This window comes from Xenorhabdus sp. PB30.3 (assembly GCF_963895965.1).
In the GTDB taxonomy this organism is placed as follows: domain Bacteria; phylum Pseudomonadota; class Gammaproteobacteria; order Enterobacterales; family Enterobacteriaceae; genus Xenorhabdus; species Xenorhabdus stockiae.
On record NZ_CAWQMW010000155.1, the window covers coordinates 82044 to 105332 of the forward strand.

At 42.8% G+C, this 23289-nt stretch carries 22 protein-coding genes; 12 read left to right on the forward strand and 10 right to left on the reverse strand.

The genetic code is table 11. The features are described from left to right. The first annotated feature begins 32 nt into the window (after window positions 1-32). The 7 genes from AACX38_RS15525 (at window position 33) to AACX38_RS15555 (ending at window position 7146) form a co-directional block, all read left to right on the forward strand. The gene (locus AACX38_RS15525; protein WP_228863132.1) at window positions 33-1592 is read left to right on the forward strand and encodes an anthranilate synthase component 1; all 1560 of its coding nucleotides are present in this window, start codon (window positions 33-35) and stop codon (window positions 1590-1592) included. Continuing rightward, window positions 1592-2188, forward strand: a complete 597-nt coding sequence (locus tag AACX38_RS15530; RefSeq protein WP_228863133.1) for a glutamine amidotransferase-related protein — start codon at window positions 1592-1594, stop codon at window positions 2186-2188. The genes AACX38_RS15525 and AACX38_RS15530 overlap by 1 nt, the downstream gene beginning before the upstream one ends. A gap of 16 nt (window positions 2189-2204) precedes the next feature. After that, window positions 2205-3203 carry an anthranilate phosphoribosyltransferase gene (gene trpD, locus AACX38_RS15535; RefSeq protein ID WP_228863134.1) on the forward strand — a complete coding sequence of 333 codons (999 nt, stop codon included), beginning with the start codon at window positions 2205-2207 and terminating at the stop codon, window positions 3201-3203. 2 nt (window positions 3204-3205) lie between these two features. Beyond that, window positions 3206-4570 (forward strand): bifunctional indole-3-glycerol-phosphate synthase TrpC/phosphoribosylanthranilate isomerase TrpF, encoded by a 1365-nt coding sequence (trpCF, locus tag AACX38_RS15540; protein WP_228863135.1) that lies wholly within the window; start codon window positions 3206-3208, stop codon window positions 4568-4570. A gap of 46 nt (window positions 4571-4616) precedes the next feature. Beyond that, the gene (gene trpB, locus AACX38_RS15545) at window positions 4617-5807 is read left to right on the forward strand and encodes a tryptophan synthase subunit beta (RefSeq protein WP_228863136.1); all 1191 of its coding nucleotides are present in this window, start codon (window positions 4617-4619) and stop codon (window positions 5805-5807) included. Continuing rightward, the gene (gene trpA / locus AACX38_RS15550) at window positions 5807-6613 is read left to right on the forward strand and encodes a tryptophan synthase subunit alpha (protein ID WP_228863137.1); all 807 of its coding nucleotides are present in this window, start codon (window positions 5807-5809) and stop codon (window positions 6611-6613) included. The genes trpB and trpA overlap by 1 nt, the downstream gene beginning before the upstream one ends. A 218-nt stretch (window positions 6614-6831) precedes the next feature. Then, entirely contained in the window at window positions 6832-7146 is a 315-nt protein-coding gene (locus AACX38_RS15555; RefSeq protein ID WP_099123119.1) for a BON domain-containing protein, read from the forward strand. A gap of 105 nt (window positions 7147-7251) precedes the next feature. On the opposite strand, the gene ompW is transcribed toward AACX38_RS15555, so the two are convergent. Then, on the reverse strand, window positions 7252-7893 hold the full coding sequence (gene ompW, locus AACX38_RS15560; protein WP_099123118.1) for an outer membrane protein OmpW: 642 nt from the start codon (window positions 7891-7893) through the stop codon (window positions 7252-7254). A gap of 304 nt (window positions 7894-8197) precedes the next feature. Between ompW and AACX38_RS15565 the strand changes: the two genes are divergently transcribed. Continuing rightward, window positions 8198-8935, forward strand: a complete 738-nt coding sequence (locus AACX38_RS15565) for a YciC family protein (protein ID WP_228863138.1) — start codon at window positions 8198-8200, stop codon at window positions 8933-8935. 25 nt (window positions 8936-8960) lie between these two features. Here AACX38_RS15565 and AACX38_RS15570 read toward each other — a convergent pair whose 3' ends face one another. Continuing rightward, on the reverse strand, window positions 8961-10667 hold the full coding sequence (locus tag AACX38_RS15570) for a SulP family inorganic anion transporter (RefSeq protein ID WP_228863149.1): 1707 nt from the start codon (window positions 10665-10667) through the stop codon (window positions 8961-8963). Window positions 10668-10929: 262 nt separating this feature from the next. Between AACX38_RS15570 and AACX38_RS15575 the strand changes: the two genes are divergently transcribed. Further along, window positions 10930-11466, forward strand: coding sequence for a septation protein A (locus AACX38_RS15575; protein WP_099123115.1), 537 nt, complete (start codon window positions 10930-10932; stop codon window positions 11464-11466). Window positions 11467-11545: 79 nt separating this feature from the next. Beyond that, the gene (gene yciA / locus AACX38_RS15580; RefSeq protein WP_086953261.1) at window positions 11546-11974 is read left to right on the forward strand and encodes an acyl-CoA thioester hydrolase YciA; all 429 of its coding nucleotides are present in this window, start codon (window positions 11546-11548) and stop codon (window positions 11972-11974) included. Window positions 11975-12377: 403 nt separating this feature from the next. Here yciA and tonB read toward each other — a convergent pair whose 3' ends face one another. Then, window positions 12378-13097, reverse strand: a complete 720-nt coding sequence (gene tonB / locus AACX38_RS15585; RefSeq protein WP_228863139.1) for a TonB system transport protein TonB — start codon at window positions 13095-13097, stop codon at window positions 12378-12380. 118 nt (window positions 13098-13215) lie between these two features. Next, complete coding sequence (locus tag AACX38_RS15590) at window positions 13216-13395, reverse strand: YciY family protein (protein WP_099111766.1); 180 nt, start codon at window positions 13393-13395, stop codon at window positions 13216-13218. A gap of 326 nt (window positions 13396-13721) precedes the next feature. On the opposite strand from AACX38_RS15590, the gene cls reads away from it, so the two are divergent. Both cls and AACX38_RS15600 read left to right on the forward strand, forming a co-directional pair. Further along, a complete protein-coding gene (gene cls / locus AACX38_RS15595) occupies window positions 13722-15182 on the forward strand; it encodes a cardiolipin synthase (RefSeq protein WP_099123114.1) in 1461 nt (486 codons plus the stop codon). A gap of 189 nt (window positions 15183-15371) precedes the next feature. Then, window positions 15372-15695 (forward strand): HI1450 family dsDNA-mimic protein, encoded by a 324-nt coding sequence (locus AACX38_RS15600; protein WP_228863150.1) that lies wholly within the window; start codon window positions 15372-15374, stop codon window positions 15693-15695. Window positions 15696-15831: 136 nt separating this feature from the next. Here the strand turns inward: AACX38_RS15600 and AACX38_RS15605 are convergent, their stop codons facing one another. From AACX38_RS15605 to tssA, 6 genes are read right to left on the reverse strand one after another with little or no spacing between them, the layout of a single operon-like run. After that, window positions 15832-17214, reverse strand: coding sequence for a VasL domain-containing protein (locus AACX38_RS15605; RefSeq protein WP_228863140.1), 1383 nt, complete (start codon window positions 17212-17214; stop codon window positions 15832-15834). 28 nt (window positions 17215-17242) lie between these two features. After that, window positions 17243-17686: a type VI secretion system baseplate subunit TssE gene (gene tssE, locus AACX38_RS15610; RefSeq protein ID WP_228863141.1), complete on the reverse strand. Its 444-nt coding sequence runs from the start codon at window positions 17684-17686 to the stop codon at window positions 17243-17245. Window positions 17687-17690: 4 nt separating this feature from the next. After that, window positions 17691-18278, reverse strand: coding sequence for a type VI secretion system lipoprotein TssJ (gene tssJ, locus AACX38_RS15615; RefSeq protein ID WP_255711944.1), 588 nt, complete (start codon window positions 18276-18278; stop codon window positions 17691-17693). Continuing rightward, complete coding sequence (gene tssG, locus AACX38_RS15620; protein WP_228863142.1) at window positions 18259-19476, reverse strand: type VI secretion system baseplate subunit TssG; 1218 nt, start codon at window positions 19474-19476, stop codon at window positions 18259-18261. The genes tssJ and tssG overlap by 20 nt, the downstream gene beginning before the upstream one ends. Further along, window positions 19440-21203: a type VI secretion system baseplate subunit TssF gene (tssF, locus tag AACX38_RS15625; protein ID WP_228863143.1), complete on the reverse strand. Its 1764-nt coding sequence runs from the start codon at window positions 21201-21203 to the stop codon at window positions 19440-19442. Before tssF ends, tssG begins: the two co-directional genes overlap by 37 nt. A 32-nt stretch (window positions 21204-21235) precedes the next feature. Continuing rightward, the gene (gene tssA, locus AACX38_RS15630; protein WP_228863144.1) at window positions 21236-22855 is read right to left on the reverse strand and encodes a type VI secretion system protein TssA; all 1620 of its coding nucleotides are present in this window, start codon (window positions 22853-22855) and stop codon (window positions 21236-21238) included. Window positions 22856-23289 lie beyond the last annotated feature (434 nt).

Genomic DNA, 23289 nt, shown 5'->3' on the forward strand with positions numbered 1-23289 from the left:
TTCTGTAGAAAAAGATAACAAAAGAGGTGGGTATGATGGGTAAAAAATTTAATATTTCGATAAATCAACGAGAGACAGTCTACCAGTCTGATCCAACGTTGCTTTTCAATGAATTATGCAATAATCGGCCAGCAACATTATTGTTAGAATCAGCGGAAGTTAACAGTAAGAACGCTATCAAAAGCATGCTGATTATTGATAGCGCTATGCGTATTACCGCTAATGGCCGACAGGTTGATTTTGCAGCGTTAACTGAAAATGGCAAAAATCTGCTGCCCATCTTAGCCGGCCTACTATCAGAAAAAGCTCAGATCACTCTCAAAGCACACACTCTTCAGGCTCAATTTCCTGTTATTGAGGAAAATTTAGATGAAGACAGCCGTTTAAAAGCCGATTCTGTTTTTGATGCATTACGTGCTCTGACTCAATTATCCACCCTAACTGAAGATTCTGATGCCATTTTTTCAGGCGGATTATTTTCCTATGATTTAGTAGCAGAATTTGAACAGCTTCCCATACTCAAAACCTCTCAGCGCTGCCCAGATTTCTGTTTTTATCTGGCAGAAACCATGATGGTGATCGACCATCCGCGCCAGCACGCCATGTTGCAAACAACACGATTTGGTGAATCAAAAGCAGAAGAACAGCGCCTTGACGAACGTTTATCTGCACTGGAAAACATCATTGCTCAGCCTCGTCAACCCTTAACGCCCGTAACATTACCGGTTATACAAATTTCCTGTAACCGGAGTGATGAACAGTATGCCGATATCGTTCAGCAATTACAGGGTTTTATCCGGCGGGGTGATATATTTCAGGTCGTTCCATCCCGGCGTTTCACGTTGCCCTGCCCAGCACCACTGAATGCGTATCACACCCTGAAAAAACTAAATCCAAGCCCGTATATGTTTTTCATGCAGGATCAGGATTTTTGCCTGTTTGGTGCTTCCCCTGAAAGTGCCCTTAAATATGATGCCGACAGCCAGCAAATTGAAATTTATCCAATCGCGGGCACACGCCCCCGTGGACGCAATGCAAGTGGCGAACTAAATGCAGATCTGGATAGCCGGCTTGAACTAGAAATGCGTACCGATGCTAAGGAATTATCCGAACATATCATGCTGGTTGATTTAGCCCGTAATGACATAGCGCGTATTTGTGAACCAGGTAGCCGCTACGTTGCTGATTTAATGAACGTTGACCGCTATTCATTTGTTATGCATCTTGTTTCCCGGGTGGTCGGTACACTGCGCCACGATCTGGATATTTTCCATGCCTATCAGGCCTGTATGAATATGGGAACACTGACAGGTGCGCCGAAAGTCCGGGCGATGCAACTTATTGCGCAATATGAGAATGAACGCCGGGGCAGCTATGCCGGGGCAGTGGGTTATTTCACCGGTAAAGGGGATTTTGACACATGCATTGTGATTCGTTCTGCCTATGTAGAAAACGGGGAAGCAACGGTTCAGGTCGGAGCCGGTATCGTTCTGGATTCCGTTCCACAATCTGAAGTTCAGGAAACCCAGAGCAAATCCAGAGCCGTCATTCACGCTATCGCTCAGGCTCATAACACGGAGGTAACATTCTAATGGCAAATATTCTTCTGATCGATAATGTTGACTCTTTTACCTACAATCTTGTGGATCAACTACGCTGTGGGGGTCATCAGGTTGTTATCTACCGTAATACGGTATCCGTCGAGATAATCATGGCTCAACTGGAAAACATGGTATCACCATTACTGATGCTATCTCCGGGCCCCGGAAAACCCTCAGAAGCCGGGTGTATGCCACAATTACTTCAGCAGGTTATCGGTAAAATCCCCGTGATCGGTATCTGTCTCGGGCATCAGGCAATTATCGAAGCCTATGGTGGCAATATCTCAGCCGCCAGTGAAATTCTGCATGGCAAATCAACATTAGCGACTCATGATGGGCTGGCTATGTTTTCCGGTTTACCTAACCCGCTTCCCGTTGCCCGTTATCACTCTCTGGTGGGTGTAAATATTCCGGCAACACTGATTGTTTCCGCTTATTGTCACGATACAGTAATGGCAGTTCGTCACGACGAGAACAGAGTGTGTGGATTCCAGTTTCACCCTGAATCCATCCTGACAACGCAGGGAACCCGCTTACTTGAGCAAACACTGGCATGGGCACTAAATTCACAGGAATCGGGGCAATAAAAGGGAGGATGGGAAAATGCAATTAATTTTAGAAAAACTATTTAATGCTCAGGCACTGACCCAGCAAGAAAGCCAAAAACTTTTTACTGCTATTATTTGTGGCGAGCTGAGTGAGCCTCAACTCGCGGCCGTACTAATCAGTATGAAACTACGCGGTGAACAGCCTCAGGAAATTGCCGGGGCTGCACAGGCACTATTAGCCAATGCCTCTCCATTTCCACGCCCTGACTACCCTTTCTGCGACATCGTCGGAACAGGTGGTGACGGAACAAACAGCATCAATATCTCGACAACCAGCGCTTTTGTTGCCGCAGCCTGCGGCCTTAAAGTGGCAAAGCATGGCAATCGCAGCATTTCCAGCCGCTCAGGATCATCTGATTTACTGGCTGAGTTTGGTATCGCACTCAATGCCAGTGCTGAAGAATCCCGTCGGGCACTGGATGAAATCAGCATCTGCTTTCTGTTTGCTCCGCAGTACCACAGCGGATTTCGTCATGCAGTTAATGTTCGCCAGCAACTGAAAACCCGTACTTTGTTTAATGTACTTGGTCCGTTAATCAATCCTGCTCGCCCGCCTCTTGCCCTGATTGGTGTTTACAGTCCGGAATTGGTGAACCCTATTGCTCAGACATTACAGGTATTGGGGTTTCAGCGTGCTGCGGTCGTACATAGCGGTGGCATGGATGAAGTCGCCTTACACGCTCCGATTCAGGTTGCTGAACTTAACCATGGTGAAATTATCCAATATCAGTTAACAGCAGAAGACTTTGGGCTGCCAAATCATCCGATATCATCACTCAGTGGAGGAACACCACAAGAAAATCGTCATATGACGAGCTTATTATTACAAGGACAAGGTAAAAAAGCGCATGTCGATGCGGTGGCTGCCAATGTTGCTCTTTTGATGAAAATACATGGTCAGGAAGATTTACGGCAAAATACACAACAGGCATTAGACACGATTTATAGTGGCCGGGCCTATGAAAAAGTGATCGCACTAGCAGCAGGGATTTAATCATGAAAAGTAATGTATTACAGAAAATAGTTGAAGATAAGGCGTTATATCTCATCACCCGCAAGGCTGAACAGCCGCTGGAGAGTTTTCTGGATTCTGTTGTACCGAGCCATCGCCGCTTTTATCAGGCACTGACTCACAAACAGACCGTTTTTATTTTGGAGTGTAAAAAGGCGTCTCCTTCAAAAGGTTTAATTCGGTCTGATTTTGACCCGGTACGCATTGCTAAAACTTACCAGCCTTATGCGGCTGCGATCTCAGTACTGACCGACGAAAAATATTTTCAGGGCAGTTATGATTTTCTCCGTATGGTTAGTGCAACCGTACACCAACCTGTTCTGTGTAAAGACTTCATCATTGATCCCTATCAGGTTTATCTGGCCCGCTATTATCAGGCAGATGCTATCCTGCTGATGCTTTCCGTGCTTGATGATGATACCTATCGCGAACTTTCCGCTCTGGCACATAGCCTTAATATGGGAGTATTAACGGAAGTCAGTAATGAAGCTGAACGCCACCGGGCAGTTGCTCTGGGAGCAAAAGTCATTGGCATCAATAACCGTGACCTGCGCGATCTGTCCATCGATTTACAACGTACCCGAAAACTGGCCGCCGGTTTACCAAAAGAGACTATCGTTATTAGCGAATCAGGTATTCACAGCCACCAACAGGTACGTGATTTAAGCCAGTTTGCTCACGGTTTTCTGATTGGCAGTGCTTTAATGGCTCAGTCCGATTTAGATCTAGCGTTACGACGACTGATTCTGGGTGACAATAAAATTTGTGGTTTGACCCGTCCACAGGATGCCAAAGCTGCATTGCAGGCGGGAGCTGTTTATGGTGGCCTGATTTTTGCTGAAAAATCACCACGCAGAATTAGCCAGCAACAAGCGCAACAAATTATTAATGAGGTTCCTTTATTATATGTTGGCGTATTCCAGAATCAGCCCGTTGATTTTGTCTGCCAGACTGCCCGGGCGCTTTCACTGACAGCCGTTCAATTACATGGTAATGAAGATCAGCCCTATATTGATGCACTTCGTTCTTTATTGCCGGAAAATTGTGAAATCTGGAAATCCGTTGATATGTCGAAAACTGAAGTATTTTCCGGTCTCTCCAATATTGATCACTTATTATTGGATAATGGTTCCGGCGGTACAGGAAAAACGTTTGACTGGAAATTAATTGATAAAGGTTCTCAACATAACAGTGTTCTCGCGGGTGGTTTAAATGCTGAGAACTGTCGGCAGGCCGCCGCATTGGGTTGTTACGGACTGGATTTTAATTCCGGTGTCGAAATCCAACCCGGGATTAAAAGCAGCCAGAAAATAAAACAAGTCTTCCAACAATTACGCTGCTACCCGTAATCTTTCAGATAACTAATATTCAGACAGAAAGTGGAAAATGAAAATAATGAGTAAATTAAATCCGTATTTTGGTGATTTTGGCGGGCAATTCGTCCCCCAAATTCTCGTCCCTGCCCTTGATCAATTAGAAGAAGCATTTATCGAGGCAAAAAATGATCCTGAATTTCAGCAAGAATTTCATAACTTACTGAAAAACTATGCTGGCCGCCCAACGGCTTTAACGTTATGCCAGAATTTAACCAAAGGCACAAAAACCCGTTTATATCTGAAACGTGAAGATTTACTTCATGGCGGTGCACACAAAACCAATCAGGTATTAGGGCAGGCATTGCTGGCAAAACGAATGGGAAAAGAAGAAATCATTGCCGAAACCGGTGCAGGTCAGCATGGGGTTGCAACCGCACTGGCATGCGCCCTTCTGGGCTTAAAATGCCGTGTCTATATGGGTGCAAAAGATATTGAACGCCAGTCCCCCAACGTATTCCGTATGCGTCTTATGGGAGCAGAAGTCATTCCCGTTCACAGTGGGTCTTCAACACTGAAAGATGCCTGTAACGAAGCCATGCGTGACTGGTCCGGCAGCTATGATAAAGCGCATTATTTGCTTGGCACTGCTGCGGGGCCCCATCCTTATCCAACAATGGTACGTGAATTTCAGCGCATGATTGGCGAAGAGGCCAAAGCTCAGATTCTGGAAAAAGAAGGACGCCTGCCCGATGCGGTTATTGCCTGTATTGGTGGTGGTTCAAATGCTATCGGCTTATTTGCAGAATTTATTCCGGAAACTCATGTGCGCCTGATAGGTGTTGAACCCGCAGGGCATGGCATCGAAACCGGAGAGCATGGCGCACCATTAAAACACGGGAAGCTGGGCATCTACTTTGGTATGAAATCGCCGATTATGCAGACAGAAGATGGGCAAATAGAAGAGTCATATTCCATTTCTGCCGGGTTAGATTTTCCTTCCGTCGGTCCCCAGCATGCCTACCTGAACAGCATCGGGAGAGCAGATTATGTTTCCATCACAGATGATGAAGCACTGGATGCATTCAAGGCACTGTCACTAAACGAGGGAATTATCCCGGCTTTAGAGTCTTCACATGCCCTCGCCTATGCGCTGAAAATGATCCATCAGGAGCCGGATAAAAAACAATTACTCATCGTCAATTTATCCGGTCGCGGCGACAAAGATATTTTTACTGTTCACGATATTTTGAAATCCAGGGGGGAAATCTGATGGAACGCTATGAATTGCTTTTCAAGAAATTAGAGAAACAAAATCAGGGTGCTTTTGTTCCTTTTATTACTCTCGGTGACCCTAATCCTGAATTATCTTTAGATATCATTGATGCTCTTATTTCTGGCGGCGCGGACGCACTGGAGATTGGTATTCCATTTTCCGACCCTCTGGCAGACGGCCCGACGATCCAGAATGCTAACCTTCGCGCTCTATCTTCTCATGTTACGCCAACACGCTGTTTTGAATTACTGGCACAGATCCGGGCAAAGTATCCAGAGCTCCCCATCGGATTATTAATGTATGCAAATCTGGTATTTCACAGTGGAATCGATGAATTTTATGCTCGCTGTAAACATGCCGGGGTTGATTCCGTGTTAATTGCAGATGTGCCAGTATCTGAATCACGTCCTTTTTACTCGGCAGCCATAAAACATGATGTTGCCCCTATTTTTATCTGCCCGCCCAATGCAGATGATAATTTATTGCGTGAGATTGCTTCATTCGGTCGCGGTTACACTTATCTGCTATCCAGAGCAGGAACTACTGGGGTACAGAATAGAATGAAAAAACCACTGACGGATCTGGTCAACAAACTCAAAGAATACCGTGCTGCACCGGCCATACAGGGGTTTGGCATTTCCGAACCAGCTCAGGTCACATCTGTCATTAATAGTGGGGCGGCAGGAGCTATTTCAGGATCAGCCGTGGTTAATATCATTGAGAATAATTTACATCAACCTCCGATTATGTTAGAAAAACTTAGAGTATTTGTTCACTCAATGAAATCAGCTACCCTGCGATAATACCGTTTTCCCCCACAAGCCAATTCGTGGGGGAAATGACTCAAAACATAAATTCAGCTTATTTGTAAGTTCCCTTATCTTCAACAATACTTTTTAATCACTGCTATTACATTATTCCCCGGTAAAAAAACTTTGTCACAGTAATGTGTTAAAAATCAACGCCAGAAAACAGGAAACGTATTTCGTAACATTATTCCTGACATCAACGGAGAACCATTATGAAAAAATTACAGTCCATTTCCACACTCCTTATCGCAGCGGTTATCACCGCCATGCTGTCAGCATGTGCCCCAACGGCAACAACCGAAAGCACAGGAAACTATATTGATGACACGGTAATCAGCACGAAAATAAAAACAGCTCTGTTTGAAGAAAAGAACCTTAAATCCAATGATATTAATGTAGAAACTTATAAAGGACGTGTTCAATTAAGTGGCTTTGCACGTTCTCCTGAAGAAGTCAGGCAAGCCATTCAGATTGCAAGAAGTATTCCGGGGGTTAAAACAGTTATTAACTCGATAAAACTCCGCTGAACAAGCGGATATATTGTAGAAATGTAAAATTACATTGTAAAAAAAGGGGCAAATAATGCCCCATTGGTTCTCATATCAAACACACAGGTTAACTGTATCAAATCATCAAAATTTATAACCAATACCAAACATAAATACCCAGGGATCAAGACGAGTTTTATATTTGTGTTCTTCATCACCTACTTTAAATTTCACATCGGTTTCGATATTAATCCACCAGAGCGAAGTATTTAACATCCAGTTTTTATCAAGTTGATAATCCAGACCAACCTGCCCTGCAACACCCCATGAATCTTTCAAATCCAGACTATTTAAATTTGCGGATTTTACAGTCGTATTATTATTAAATTTCTCATCAAAAAATGTAGTGTAATTTATCCCTACGCCAACATAAGGGCGCAAAGCGTTTTCTGTCTCACCAAAATAATATTGAGCCATTAATGTCGGCGGCAATTGTTTAACTCTCGCAATCTCGCCTGCACCCGGCAAACTGACATTATGCTGAAATGGCGTTGCTGCCAGTAATTCAGCACCAATATTATCAGTGATCATATAGCCGAAAGTTAAACCCAATTGTGTATTATTGTTTACATCAAACGAACCTAAAGTTAATACATTCTCAGAGCCGGTATGCGGTCTTACCGTTGCAGTACCTGCACGGAACAGAAAATCACCAGCTTCATGGGCAAAAGTCAATGATGGGGCCAACGTTGCCGCAGCCAGGACAAGCGCAGAAATCTTTTTCATTATCGATCCCATTTATATAGTTTTAGTGGTTACAAATTTATTATTTCACCTATGGGATATTTTGAATTGATCCAAGTCAAAGTTAACTGAATATATCTCTGTCAAAGCTTGACCGGCTAATACCGGGTTAATACAACCTAACCTCCCTAAACGCTTTCGCGCGTACCCCATTTTTGACAACAAGCCAATTCTGATAAACAAAATTGTACAATAGTTATCAGCTTTATCTTTTCACTATCCAATAATCCGTTGAACAAGGTACAATTGGATATCATTATTGTTTCATCTGATAGGAGCCATTTACATGCCCATCACGGCAAATACCCTGTATCGTGACAGTCTCAACTTTTTTAAACACCAATTGTTGAATATTGTCATACTCTCTGTTTTAGCCGCGTTGGTGACTACACTGCTCAATCACCTTTTCATTCCTGATAGTGAGCAACTTAAGTTATTGACTGATATACAAGATACTCTAAGGGAGTCAGGAAATTCGGGGATTAAAAACGTTATTGAACAATTAACCCCAGAAGCACAACTGATGCTTATGCGCACCGCTGGCGGGATCTTATTTTCCAATATCTTTGGTGATACTCTGCTGACTGCCAGTGTCTTAATACTTATCAGTGCTATTTCAAACGGTCATCAGGCTAATGCGCTACAGGCTTGTCAACTATCGTTAACTCGACTCCCTAAGATGTTTTTACTGGTACTTATTTGTACCCTGTTAGTTCAGGTGGGTTACGCTTTGATGTTCGTCCCGGGGGTTCTGTTTTCAATCGGGTTTGCATTTGCTCCGATTCTGCTACTTGAGAAAAACAAAGGCGTATTTGCATCTATGCAGGAGAGCTGGAGATTAGCATTCGATAATTTCCGCCTGTTAATTCCTGCGGTCTTGCTATTTCTTGCAATGAAGCTGATTGTTGTATTCGGCTTATCCAAAATGCCGGAAATCGCCTTATTAACCGTGAATAATCTGCTGTCTTCCATGCTGCTGATTTATCTATTCCGCTTATATATGCTGGCTAAACCACAAAATTAATAAATATTAAACCGACAGCCTCGCACTATTCAGCGAGGCTTTCTTCCGCTTGCTTTTTACTCTGAATCAAACGAATAGCAAAATAAAGATCCGGGACAATAATTAAATCCTCATCACTACTCCTGAGTTTGTTCTGTTTTATCCAGTTCTTCAATTCAGTGCTGCGACCCGCAAGAACTAAAGTTATTCGTTTCCTTTTCAGTTCAGTAATCAATTCATCCAACACAGCAAACACACTGACATCATCGTAAGTAAAACTGACTGTTGCATCCACCACCAGCCACTCCGGGCGTATGACAGCACTGTTTACATGTTGTAAAACCCGTTTTTTGAAATAGCCAGCATTGAAATAAGTTAGAGGTGAGTTAAAGCGATACATAACGATGCCATCGACAGGCCCAATATTGTTACCCTGATTGATGGAACGGATCATTCCCTGTTCATTTACCCCTAACAACTGATCAGAAGGACGAAAAATAATACGCAAAAATTGCAATAAGCCCAATAACACCGCGAAACCAATCCCATCAATCACACCAACCAACAAAACAGCAACAAGGGTAAAAATGGATAGAATGAAAGCCTGACGATTACGTTTCCGGTATGCCCAGATATTTCTCAACCCGAGTAGTGACCATGTAGAAAATATCAGGACAATGCCCAATGACGATAATGGGATATATGACAGAAACTCTGTCATAAAAAATAATACCAGCAATATCGCGATTGCAGAAATTATCGATACCATCTGCGTTTTGCCACCAACCGCATCATTGACTGCGGTGCGGCTGCTGGCCGCGCTGACAGCAAACCCCTGTGATAATGACGAAGCGATATTTGCAATACCCAATGCCCGTAATTCTGAATCTGCATCTACCTGATAACCGTTTTTGCTGGCAAAACTACGCGCTGTTATCATAAAACTAACAAAGCTGATAACAGCAAGGTTAATAGAAGGTACAACTAAATCACGGATACTACCGAACTCAAACTCAGGCATTGGCACAATCGGCAGCCCATCTTTCATATGCCCCACAATCTGAATACCATACTGATTTAACTCAAATTGCCAGCTTACATAGGTGGATAATATCATCGCCAACAGTGGAGCAGGCCAGCCCGGACGCAGAAAACGAACACTTAGCAGGACAAATAAGGTCATCGCTGACATGCCCATTGTCGGCCAGTGAGATTCCAGTAATTTATGCGGTAATGCAATCAACTGTTCAATCAGTTCCGAAGGCAAACCAGAAATCCCGAATACTTTAGTAATCTGCCCCGCCATGATGGTGATGGCAACTCCATTGATAAAACCTTTTAAAATGGGGCGCGACAGAAAATCTGCAAAAGCTCCCAGCCGAAAATGGCTTGCCAGTATGCACCAGATTCCTGTCATTAATGTCATGATAATGGCTAGCTGCCAGCGAACATCTGCATTTCCAAATGCCAGAGGAGTGACCGCAGCCGCAATAACAGCACACGTTGCAGCATCGGGACCAATGATCAACTGGCGTGATGTCCCGAACAGAGCATAAACAAACATAGGTAAAATACAGGCATACAGACCAATAATTGCACTTATGCCCATTAATTCCGCATAAGCAATAGCAACAGGTAAAGCGACTGCGGTAACCGATAAACCAGCCCGTATATCATGACTAAAATATTCTTTCCGATAATTACAAAGACTCTCCAAGCCCGGCATCCAGCGATATAACCTTTTCCCCAGCATAGTTTTCCTCAACATGGCCTTACGCACGGTTTTCACGATTCATCACCAAGCAATCAATGAGTTATACAATCAGTGATCTTATACAATGTAGAAATACAGACCTGTCATAAAAGAGACACATTATAATGCTAGGTCAAATCAAAGCCCACAACCCTCCCCTTTCCTTAACAATCTTTTTCTTTAAACCATTTTATTAAGATCTGATACACTCTGGCATAAATTCAGAAACCTGCCATCATAGGTATTACAGTGAGCTAATTTTATGAAACAACTTCTAGATTTTTTACCATTAGTCGTTTTTTTTGTCGTCTACAAGATGTATGACATTTTCTATGCTTCAGGCGCATTGATCGCTGCTACTGGGTTAGCTGTTGTTATCACCTATGCGGTTTATCGCAAAGTTGAAAAATCATCTTTAATTACATTTGCAATAACAGCTGTCTTCGGCACACTGACTTTAACCTTCCATAGCGATTTATTCATTAAATGGAAAGTAACCGTCATTTATGCCATTTTTGCACTGGCTCTGCTTATCAGTCAGTGGGTGATGAAAAAACCACTCATCCAAAAAATGTTAGGTAAAGAACTAGAGTTACCTGATGCAATCTGGAACAAACTGAATACAGCCTGGGCAATTTTCTTTATCGTTTGCGCATTAGCAAATATTTATATCGCTTTCTGGCTCTCTATGGATGTCTGGATGAACTTTAAAGTATTCGGGCTAACGGCATTAACACTGGTCTTTACCGTATTGAGTGTGATATATATCTACCGCCATCTGCCCCGCGAACAAAAATAATAACAATGAGTTTCATATGGATACCTGCCGGATTATTGGCAGGTATTGTTGTCTTCACCAAATAAAGCAAGTTTTTCTAATGACACAACAACAATGCTTACCAAACGGAGAATTGGTTCTCCGTACACTGGCTATGCCAGCTGACACTAACGCCAACGGGGATATCTTCGGCGGCTGGCTAATGTCCCAAATGGATATTGGCGGCGCCATTCTGGCAAAAGAAATTGCAATGGGACGCGTAGTCACTGTCAGCGTTAATGGCATCAGTTTTCTAAAACCGGTCGCGGTAGGTGACGTCGTTTGCTGTTATGCCCGTTGTCTGAAAACGGGAAATTCATCCATTACCATTCATATTGAAGTCTGGGTGAAAAAAGTAGCGTCTGAACCCGTCGGGCAACGTTATCGAGCCACTGATGCTGTTTTCACCTACGTCGCCGTTAATGAAAATAATACTTCCCGCCCGTTACCGGAAGGGAAAAGAAATTTCAAACTGGAAAGCAGTAATTAAAAATAGCTACTCTCTGGGAAAATAACCCATAATTAAAGGAGTGCATTGAATGCGCTCCTTTTTGTTATTTAGATTTAAATATAGTTGAATCACTAATTATAAACAACGAACTTATCATTCGAGATTTAACCGGTCGTATTTTTAAAAATCTTTTTCTTATCTTTATAAGAAAAAAACTATTTATTTTTTAAATTTAACTATTCCAAATCATGATTAGCTGTTTTATTTACTAAACGATACATCAATTTTTCATCCTAAAATTATCATCCAATTTCGACTCAAAATGATGTACCAACAAAATGTAGTAATAAACCTTAATAAAAAACCTTGATAAAAATGCTTTTATTATAAATGTGTTAATACGTAACAGGAGACGCTTTAGCGCCTCCTGTTATGATAAAAACTACGATACTGAAACACCAGTCAGCTTAAACTCTATGGTAGTCACATATCCTGTGGCTGGTTTTTTTTCATACCGCCACTTTCTCATCGCGTTTCTCACTTCACGGTCAAAAAGGTTTTTAGGTTCAGCCGAAAGAATTTCAATGTTTTTAACCCGACCATTTTCATCAATATCGTATTTTACCTGTACACTCCCTTCTATACCTAATTGCCTTGCCCTATCTGAATATACAGGATCTATTCTACTTAGTGCTTTTGGCCCGTTCTGAACTTCAGATTTTTCACTGGTAACAGGATCAGTGGATTTTTTCCCATCCACATTATTTGTCAGCAAAGATTCCTGATCAGTAATAGGTTTCACTGCCTCTTCTGACATTTTCTCTGTCTTGATTTCTTTAGGCTTAGACTCCTTTTTAGCAATTTTCTTCTCTTCCCGTTTCTTTTCTACCGGTTTTTTTTCAGGCTTCGGCTCAGGCAGAGCTATTTTCGCAATAGATTCAGGTTCTGGCTCCGGGGCTGGCGGTTCGGGTTCTGGCTCGGAAATAGATGCAGGCATAGCGGGTTCAGAGACCGGGGCCTGCTCCGCTGCCAACTGGATCATCGCAACAGACATCGGGGGCGCTTCTGGCGGATTGCCGGATTTCAGCGTATGAAATAGCGCCGCAGCAATGGAAATATGTAAACAAACAGAAAGTAGTACTGGCCAATGTATCCAACGCATAAGAGAATTCTTGAGTAGCAGCATGATTGTCAATTTTAGGATAGACATTAGTTTAAATGCAAATGACTATCATATTCAATAAAGATTCAAAAACATCTGTATCATGCCACACATCATGTTAAAGCGATTCTGCGTTTTGAATGAACAAGATCGACCGGCGATGCTTGTAAGTTCCCATCTTACGTAGTGCATAAATACGTGAATAACGGCGAGACTGACTTTCCAGCCAACGACGACGACGTTGGATACTTTGGCGAAGGAGACGCCATCTTCCTACTTCATTTCTGCTTCTTTTCATAAAATACCCTGATAAATGTTTTCAAAACAAAATTTTTCTCACTATAAGTGAGTAATGTTATTCTTAATCGTCACTACCGGAGATGTCAACCAATTACAGGTTTACCTTAATATTCATATTCAGCATGTTTCAGCAGTCGTAAATAAATAATCTCAATAAATAACATCAGCCTGAACTCAATCTACTCATCATATTTAGTTGAGCATGGGTAATATTTGGATTATTTTCTGCCTAATGGATGGTATTTCCTTGATAGTTTCTTAAAATTTACAGAAACTTGCACTCACTACGGTATCAAAATACTTAAACAGGATTGATTGCCACTTATGACAACCATTTATTCTGTACTTTACTGGCTGGCTATTTTCTTATACTGGCTGATTATCGCTGGTATTACTATCCGGGTCCTGATGAAGCGCCGACCAGTGACATCAGCAATGACCTGGTTGCTTATTATTTATATTTTCCCTTTAGTCGGCATCGTTGCTTATCTGTCATTCGGTGAGTTACATCTGGGTAAGCGCAGAGTTGAACAGGCAAAACAAATGCGCTCTTCTGTAGCTGACTGGCTTTCCGATCTAAAAAAGTCACAACATATTTTTGCCAATAAAAACAGCGAAGTCGCTGAACCTTTGTTCCAGTTATGTGAACGTCGGCAGAAAATCAAAGGTGTCAGAGGCAATCAGATGCAGCTGATAACATCTTATGAGCAGTCCCTGAAGTCTCTTATCAATGATATAGAAACTGCCGAACATAGTATTGAAATGGTGTTTTATATATGGCAGGCGGGTGGATTGGTTGATCAGGTGACTGATGCTTTAATGAAAGCAGCAAAACGTGGTGTCAGGTGTCGTATCATGGTGGATTCAGCAGGAAGCTGGCAATTTTTCCGTAGTCCCTACCCTGATATGATGCGCAAAACCGGTATTGAGTTTGTAGAATCGCTGAAAGTGAATATCTTTCGTCTTTTTTTGCGTCGCATGGACTTACGCCAGCATAGAAAAATTATTCTTATTGATAACTATATTTCATACACCGGCAGTATGAATATGGTCGATCCCCGTTTTTTCAAACAAAATGCTGGTGTAGGCCAATGGATTGACATCATGGTAAGAATGGAAGGCCCGGTCACAACGACACTGGGCATTATCTATGCCTTCGACTGGGAAATGGAAACGGGCCAGCGCCAGCTTCCCCCTCCTCCTGACACTAATATCATGCCCTTTGAGCAGGCATCCGGGCACACGGCGCAGGTTATTGCCTCTGGCCCCGGCTTTCCTGATGAGCTTATCCAACAATCACTGATGACGGCCATTTTCGCCGCCAGAGAACAACTCATTCTTACCACGCCCTATTTTGTTCCCAGTGATGATCTAATGCATGCAATCTGTACCGCCGCCATGCGAGGTGTTGATGTCAGCATTGTTGTACCAAGCCAGAACAATTCATTCCTTGTACGCTGGGCAAGTCGGGCATTTTTTACCGAATTACTGGAAGCGGGTGTAAAAATCTATCAATTTGAAGGTGGGCTATTGCATACAAAAAGTGTTTTGGTGGATGGGCAGCTCAGTATGGTTGGCTCTGTTAATCTGGATATGCGCAGCCTATGGCTAAATTTTGAAATTACTGTTGTGATCGATGATGAACTCTTTGGCAGTGATTTAATGCTTGTCCAGCAGGATTATATTACCCGTTCAGTGTTGCTTGACAGTGACGAGTGGCAAAAGCGCCCTGTCCGGCAACGAGTGCTTGAGCGCCTGTGTTATTTTTTCAGTCCACTTTTGTGATTTTCGGCACAAAAAAAGAGCAAAACATAAATATCTGACTATTTTTCATAGCCTCGCCACCACTAACGGGGCTATGATTGCAATTTGATAGTATTCAATCACTACCATCCATGTTTTAATTCCCTTCTGTTATCAGTTTCGGACACTACCATTATGGAAAATCAACCAACATATCCACATTCTCTTCACTTGGATCTCAATAACCGAATGACCGAAGACGAAGCGCTGGAAAAAGCCTACGATATTTTTCTGGAACAAGCGGTTGAGAACCTCGATCCTGCGGATAGCTTACTGTTTAGCCTACAGTTCGAAGAGCGCGGTGGCGCAGAGTTATCAGAACCCTCAGATATATGGCTTAAACATGTTGATTTTGAAATAGATCCTAATTTCTTTTCAGAAGTGATTATTGGATTAGCGGAATCTGATGAAGCCGAAATTGATGATATTTTTGCTCGTATACTGATTTGCCGGGAGAAAGCGCACCCGACTTGTCGGATATTGTGGAAAGCGTGATATTAATTAACTAGAAACATACAGCGATATCTCTTCCCACAAGATAATCATGTAATTATTTCTTATTGCGGCTGCATAGTGAAGTGCAGCCAACAAAGAGGCAACTTGAAAGACGAAGTGTATAGTCTTACAAAGATTAATGATTTTCTGCTGAAGAGTTTCTACTTTGCTTAATTAATGCATACCGATTGAGTAACTGGATAAAATGCATATCCGTCTGTTGGATCAGTGCTGGCGATAATTCTTCTTTTATTGCTGTTTCTTCAAGCTGTCTTAGTTTTTCTTCCAATGGAGGATTTTTATTGAACGTTTGAGTCAAAGAAAACACAACGGATTTCAATTCAGAGCCTGTTATATAACGTCCGCGTTTTTCATCTAACCAATTTAACCGACGGGTGAGTTCTGCTAATTGATCCATCCCGGAGTGCCAATGCCCTAAACTATCAGTCGAAGCGGCATTCATGGTGACCTGCTTATTCCATTGCGCTGATAACTCAGCACTCACTGGAGACTGTGGCCACAATATCTTAGACTGATGAACCAAAGAAAAACCATAATCCAGCTGCCAGACAGGCGATAAAGACTCCAACATTTTTAACTGTCGTTTTGTCTTATCCAATATCACACTATTTTCTTCATGTTCTTTATCCGACTGAGCCTCCAAAGAAAAAAGAACATCCTCTGTTAATACTTCTGGCAATGAAGCCACTGTGGCCTGTAGCCGGGGATCAACTTTATCCTGCGTAGCATACTGCCATATACCCATCCCGCCTCCGCTAAACACCAACGTGATTAGGATCCCTAACGCAAATCCCTTCCATTGAAACCCTGGCTTTTCTGGCGGTGGCATCACAATATTAGGTTGAGGTTCTTCTTCCGGTTTTGCGACATATACCCATGTTTGCTGAGAAGTATTAGGTGAAGGTATCGGTGGCGGTTCAAATTCTATCGCTGCCTCAGGTGGCTGTTCTAAGGAAGTATCGATATTTGCACCTTCCAGAGTCTCCAGACGAATCGCCGCATTATGAATAAATGTTCCTAATCTTTCTAGCTGACTGACATATTTCAATTCCAACAGCTGTAATGTCTGACAAAGTTGAGAGATATATTGCTCTGCCTGATAGAGTCGGGGTAAATCAGTATAGACAAAGGTCTGAATACGTAATGAATTAATCAAACGCTGGCTCAAACCTGCCAGAATCTCTATCCGGGCATGTACTTGCAGGGGCCAGATAGCCTGCCATTGATGAGTAACCAAACCATGAATAATCGCCAGCCCTTCATTTAATCCCGCTAATCCTGCTCGGGTTGTGCGTATCAGCGTATACCATGCAGCAGTCTGCAATTCGACACCATTTTGACTAAATAACGATAAACAAAGGCGCTCAGCCTGTTCCCAGTTCACATCAGGACGAGCTGGGTGGTGCAGTTTATTCAATTCATCTCGTAATGCGGTAAAATCTGGCAAAGTGCGGGGATCCCCCCCTGTCTTCAGATATTTTTCTGGCGTTGTATTCATGGTATTCCTTTATCATGCTTTGAAGCGATTATGATTGATATTTCGATTCGAGAAAATTTTGTTTCTTCAAGTGTCTAATCAACACTCTACCTCCGGGAATAAATTCAGTACCGTAGCGAACTAAACCAACTTCATGTAGTTCCGCTTCTAACGCATAGCGGAGCGTTCCAAACTCATGTTCCGGTAACAAAGTCAGTGAAAGACGTTTAATACGTGGTTCATATTTCAGGAGCGTTGAGGAAAGAATATTTATCAAACTATGGGCTGTTCCCGGCAATCCCTGCATGATTTTGCTCATATCCGGCAACCCATAATCCGGCAAATGAGCGAGAGTCCCGGCACGGGTATTGATAATTCTCTGGATATTATCCAGTACGGAAAGGATAACCTGATTTTCCTCAGAAACCTGATGCACATCCAATCCCCCTGAGAAATTTCCTGTCAACATTTCATAAAGTGAAGGTTGTGACATTGTCTCAGTCCTTTTTCAGAGGTAATAAGTGAATCGCCTGATTTTTCAACTCAACCTGGCGGGCTTTATCCGGATCCAATGCCGTTTTAGGAATAACAATCTGCCAGTTATTCTTTGTCAGATCCGGCGAGTGAAACATCGCAACAACCGCGACATATTGAGCTCCTTTCTCTAAAGGCATATCAAGGGAATAACTTTCTCCCGGACGAAGCTGTAAATCCTTTTCACTCAATACATCTGACTGGATAGTATTAATGTCATCTGTAAATATGTTTTGATATTCAATTAAATCAAAGGCCCTGCGATCTTTTAACTGATAGATACGAACCATTGTAGACAATGCGATACCATTATCATTCAGATTAGATCCATCCCGAACCTGAAAATCCAGATGAACTTCTTTGATTTTTTTATAAAAAATTGACCTGGTTACTTCGGCTGAACCATTACCGATAGTCTGGGTTAATCCACACCCAGTTACATACATTGCAGCAAACAATATGAATGCCAAAGCCCCTTTTTTTGTATTGTTGCTTTTATTGCTTCTAATGATGCATTCAGTGGAGCCATGTTTAGAATCGATAATTGCCATATTCATGAGTCTCTTTTCGGAAAAGCTGTTCGGGGGCAGCCTGATAACGTCCCAAACCAATAGTGATTTCATTGACCTTTTTATTTGTACTGGCTCTATTAATGGCCTTGTTATTACTCGCCGTTTTACCTGTATTTGTTTTATCGATTATCGCATTCCCCACAATCACCCTATGAGTTATTGTTTGATTAACAACCGAATCGTTAGCCGCAGCAGATGACAGCCTTCTCATCACCGCCGTTTGCCCCAGCTTCACCCCTTGCCCGGTTGTGACACTCAACTGCGCTTCAGGCAACAACTCACGAGGTATACGCAGTTGTAAACGAGCATGAACACGTGATCCCAGATATGCATGAAGCAGAGTCATTAAATCTGCATGTAACTGACCATCAGGAGGTAACCATTGTCTGACCTCCTCTGGATCCTGAGTCTTCAACACCAGTAGTATCTGACTATTTACATCAATACCACTCCGACCCAACACGGGCTTATGAGATAGGCTAACAGGTGAATGGCAACTCATCCTGACTGGATTATCTATTGCTATCCGACGTCGATCATGGCGGATAACCTCTACTTCGGTATTAGGTGCCAGCAGTTTAATCAAAGAGCAGATACCTTCTGATGTCCGGGTAGGTAAACGCATCGTGCCCAACAAAGCCAAAAAACGAGAGACAGGTGTGCCAATATGATTTGCACATCCCGGAATACCTAGCCCAATTAAACCAAGCAGGTATTGTGAAGTTTCATCACTTCCACCAGCCTTAAAAGTCGCAGGATATGAGTATTTGCGCCAGATACGATAAAACTGTGTTGTCAGGCGATGATTGAATAGGTCGAGAAAATCAGTGACAGCTTCCGCTCCTTCTCGCTGCTGGGCGATATCATCGATATAAGTCGGTGGCAGCGGTGATTCAACCCCATATAATCCTAAAAAAGTGGTTCTTACACTGGGTTTATTGCCATGAGCTTCATGCCCTTTTTCTATCGTTTTCAGTTCGCTGACAGGAAATCCCATCCCCGGATGAGGACGAAAACGCACGGGGTCATCATCCGGGTTTGTTGTACTACCTAAACCCGATTTCTCAGGTTGCAGGCTCTCAATCAACTGACAAAAACGGTAAAAATTGACCAATGGCAGCTTATCTTTAAGCTGAGCAATCAGCGCGGTAAGTTCTGGTTGTGATTCTCGGTCCATCGGATACATTTCCCACTTGGTTGAATAATCAAAGTCAGTTGGTTAAACAGATGAATATCGGCATATAAAGAGAAAAACCGATTGAGCATTTCACCAAACAGATGAATATCGCCTTCTCCCGTGAAACCGTTACTATCCAGTGTGACTTCAATATCAATGCCACGTAATAAAAAACCTTTTTCAAATCGTTGCAGATGCTCATGGCGAACGACCACAATCGCATCCAATTTACGATTATTCATTTCATCTTCTTGCCAGTTGTATAACGCCAGCGTCCCACGTAAGACTTCTGCACTTGCCATCATATTGAGAAAACTCGAACCCAAATGGCTTAGAACCCGCCAATGAAAACGATCCTCTGCCGGAGGGTAAGCAGGTAAAGTTGGCTTGCATAAATTCTGTACCCTGACAGGAAGCTGCAACGTTTGCTCACAGCGATTCAATAAAGTACTTTGAAGGGCTTTACGCGGTAACTGACCGTTTGTACCCGTAATCTGTAAGGAGAGTGTTTCCGATGTGATATTCCGGTTGTTTTCCCAAACCTGTCCACCCAGTATCAGCCATGTATCATGTAAACCAGTAACACCTCGTCTGACACGAGTATGGTAATAACGCTCTGGTGCTGTGCGGCGCAACATTCCTCCTCGGTGGCGGAAACTGGTAAATGGCACATAAGCACCTTCTTCAGCATGTCGGGAGCTATTAACACCATCGACGGAATAAATTTCCGTATGACCATCCTGCAAACGGCGTGGACGCAGTAGATATTCATTTTCCAGACCATTGACAGTCAAAGGGTCAGCCTCCAGAGTGAATAAATTAATCACAGAGACACAGTGCAACCGAATATGTTCTGTTTTCACTAAGAAATCAGAATCCCAAAGATTACTTAAAACAATATCCAATTCAAACCATTGGGTTTTGTCAGGAAAACGGACACCCTCCAAGCCATTCAATTCAACGAACATGAATTTTTCCCGGAAAGTGAAATACTCCAGTAAAAGTTGATAACCACTGAATGAGGTATCCCCTTTCGGCCACAACCGATCGTTATCAGTAAAACCTCCCGGAGAAAAATAACCATCAAAACGAATCCGCTCCATAACTTCAGGTAAACGTAAATAAATGGCTGATTGACGCTTAGTCAGTGCTAAATGCAAGGCCGCACTGATTTGAGCATCACCACTGAGATAAAAACGTAACCGGGACAGATCTACCTGAGACCATTCAGCCTGCTCCCCACAATTAAAACGGATCCGAAGAACAGAGCGGCCATCCGGCTCTGTCGAGACGTGTACGTTGGATACAGTAAAAGGGTGTAAATAGAGTTCTTGCGTTGTTCGATAGCGGCAGACTGACTGCTTTGGGCCAATGGGCTGAGATAAGACTTCAAATCCCTCAGGTACAACTTCTCCCATTTTCATCTGGCTGATATCAGGGGAAATTTCGACGACAGACAGAGATGGGATCGTACGCAAATAGTGTGGCCACAATAAACTCATCAAACCTTCTGTCAATTCAGGCAGATCATCATCTATTTTCTGGCGTAATCGCCCCATAGAGAAAGCAAAGCCTTCAAACAAACGTTCTACAAAAGGATCTGGTGTACCGGCTTTATCCAAATCCAGCAAAGCAGCACGATCAGGATGAGCCTGCGCAAACTCGCGAGCGGATTCTCTCAAGTAACGCATTTCAGCATCAAAATAACGGAGTGTTAAATCATCCATTAAACGGAATCCTTACCATAAGTAAAAAATGATTATCCATAGAGCACCACAGAACGAACAGGATCTAGCCTGACCAATTCAGCCAATAATTCATCCAATTGCTGAGCCATCACGGTTTTATCTGTACTATTACGTTGGGATTTGGCCCGCAACAATTGCAAGCGACGCGCCTTGATCTCAAACACCAGTTCAGTCTCCCAGTCTACGAGGGTAAGAGTTCCGGCGGTTGTATCCAGTTCACTCAGCAGGTGCAACGCTAAATCGTTCCGACCAAACTGCTCTGCCACACGTGACATCAGCAGACGCATCATCCAGCACTGACGAGCTGTTGTTACCGCCGGACGAGATTGCAACCATGCCATCGCTTTTTCCAGACCATCACTATCCGCCTGTGCGATTGCTTCTGCCTCAAGAGACAAAATATCATCCTCTTCCACGACAACACTGGGGCTGATTGATGGATCTGACCACCCTTTTCCTTCATCCAACACTTTTTGCATGATCCAACTGGCAGTAACATCATCGGCAAACGGCGTGCCATCATTCCACGCTAATTTTTCTAATCCGGGCAACCGCTGTAAAAGTAACTTCAGATCCTGTTTGATGATATCCGCCCAACCATCCCAGGGTGCTCCTGACTTACTTAATGCCTGATAGAGATACCACTGCACGTCCAGCCAAAAATGGTTTACACCTTCAGCAAAAAGCCTGTCTGCCTGCTCCAGCAATTCTCCCCAGCTTTGCTGCATATAAAGACGCTTAAGCTGGGCACGGGCATCAGTTCTAGGTGGTGCTAACCGAGTACATCCCTGAGTATCCTGTGGTGGGCATTGGTGAATGGTATCCCAGCGTACACTTTTCATTAATCGATGAGCAGAAAGCCAGCCTTGAGGCTGGTTACGCAGATAATGAGCCAGAGATTTAGCCTGATCCAACAATTCACGACCGGACTGGATCGGCTGAATGGCAATAGACGGCCCAGATTTAGCCCCAGTTGCCAGCCCTATATCATGTGAAGAAGAAGCACTGATATTCTGAGGAATCACAGCATTCCATCCCCCCGATTGCATCAACCTGCTTTCCAGAGCGCTATATAACTTACCAAATAGAGGACGGTTATTTTCATCCCATGTTTCGAGCTGATTAGTCATAAACCGCAGTAAAGCGATGATGCGCTCAAATTCAGGTTTACCCACTTCTGGATATAAAGAAAGGCTATCCAGAACACGGTTGCCGGATAACCATTCCAACGCAGCCTTCCGGCTATTAGGCCGTGCAGGTAACAAACCATCCCCGAACTTCATTAATAACCCGGCTAATAACGCTAACCCATCTGCGAACCCTTCTTCTCCTTCACGATGCAAGCGTGCCCAAAGGTAATAAGTTGCCACACGGACATCTTTACAGACCGTCGTTAATAACTTTTCTGCTAATTGGCAAATTAACTCTGTATCAGCGCCTGAGAGTTTATTAACTTCTTCACGCATCCGTTCAAAATCATCATCGTAACCCGGATCACTGCCAACCGGCTGCTCAGCAGTAATCGGAATAAGCCATTTTTCCCAGATGGCGATCTGTTTTTGTGCCAGCTTATCAGATTTGGTGTGTTCATCACCAAAACAGGACTGACATAAGGTATCCAGCAAACTCATTACACGTAATCCCTGTTCTTAAAATTGAACCGTGAAATAGCAAAATAAAGCATAAAAATAAAAAAGTAGATTATTCATCTAACCAAAAAGATAAAATCATCATATTTGCTCATACTGAAATGATTACAACTCTTAGATACATTTTATTTTACTTAAATTATATTCTTATTTTTCCGAATCATTACGTACAAATAAACAATATTTTGGCGTTTATTCATCGGGATACGATATAAATAGGTATCATTTATCCTTATTGCTAAATATCAAAAAACACAAAAAGATATGGCAGAAAAAACAGAGTCAATCCAATCACTTTTACTCTAACTCCAATAAGGTATTTTAGTTGGAACTCACTTGTGCCAAGGTAATGAAAAGATACAGTTAATATCAACTAATCAATGTAGTCAGAATGGAATCTTTGGAATAATTATATG

Coding starts and splice junctions, on each gene's coding strand:
- tssE (WP_228863141.1), bottom strand. CDS start 17,686: ATGTCACAACCTTCACTTTATGAAATGTTGACAGGAAATTTCTCAGGG.
- yciA (WP_086953261.1), top strand. CDS start 11,546: ATGACACAACAACAATGCTTACCAAACGGAGAATTGGTTCTCCGTACA.
- AACX38_RS15530 (WP_228863133.1), top strand. CDS start 1,592: ATGGCAAATATTCTTCTGATCGATAATGTTGACTCTTTTACCTACAAT.
- tssG (WP_228863142.1), bottom strand. CDS start 19,476: ATGGACCGAGAATCACAACCAGAACTTACCGCGCTGATTGCTCAGCTT.
- AACX38_RS15590 (WP_099111766.1), bottom strand. CDS start 13,395: ATGAAAAGAAGCAGAAATGAAGTAGGAAGATGGCGTCTCCTTCGCCAA.
- AACX38_RS15525 (WP_228863132.1), top strand. CDS start 33: ATGATGGGTAAAAAATTTAATATTTCGATAAATCAACGAGAGACAGTC.
- tssA (WP_228863144.1), bottom strand. CDS start 22,855: ATGAGTTTGCTGGATACCTTATGTCAGTCCTGTTTTGGTGATGAACAC.
- trpA (WP_228863137.1), top strand. CDS start 5,807: ATGGAACGCTATGAATTGCTTTTCAAGAAATTAGAGAAACAAAATCAG.
- tssF (WP_228863143.1), bottom strand. CDS start 21,203: ATGGATGATTTAACACTCCGTTATTTTGATGCTGAAATGCGTTACTTG.
- AACX38_RS15565 (WP_228863138.1), top strand. CDS start 8,198: ATGCCCATCACGGCAAATACCCTGTATCGTGACAGTCTCAACTTTTTT.
- AACX38_RS15570 (WP_228863149.1), bottom strand. CDS start 10,667: ATGCTGGGGAAAAGGTTATATCGCTGGATGCCGGGCTTGGAGAGTCTT.
- ompW (WP_099123118.1), bottom strand. CDS start 7,893: ATGAAAAAGATTTCTGCGCTTGTCCTGGCTGCGGCAACGTTGGCCCCA.
- trpD (WP_228863134.1), top strand. CDS start 2,205: ATGCAATTAATTTTAGAAAAACTATTTAATGCTCAGGCACTGACCCAG.
- trpB (WP_228863136.1), top strand. CDS start 4,617: ATGAGTAAATTAAATCCGTATTTTGGTGATTTTGGCGGGCAATTCGTC.
- trpCF (WP_228863135.1), top strand. CDS start 3,206: ATGAAAAGTAATGTATTACAGAAAATAGTTGAAGATAAGGCGTTATAT.
- tonB (WP_228863139.1), bottom strand. CDS start 13,097: ATGCGTTGGATACATTGGCCAGTACTACTTTCTGTTTGTTTACATATT.
- AACX38_RS15605 (WP_228863140.1), bottom strand. CDS start 17,214: ATGAATACAACGCCAGAAAAATATCTGAAGACAGGGGGGGATCCCCGC.
- AACX38_RS15555 (WP_099123119.1), top strand. CDS start 6,832: ATGAAAAAATTACAGTCCATTTCCACACTCCTTATCGCAGCGGTTATC.
- AACX38_RS15575 (WP_099123115.1), top strand. CDS start 10,930: ATGAAACAACTTCTAGATTTTTTACCATTAGTCGTTTTTTTTGTCGTC.
- tssJ (WP_255711944.1), bottom strand. CDS start 18,278: ATGGCAATTATCGATTCTAAACATGGCTCCACTGAATGCATCATTAGA.
- cls (WP_099123114.1), top strand. CDS start 13,722: ATGACAACCATTTATTCTGTACTTTACTGGCTGGCTATTTTCTTATAC.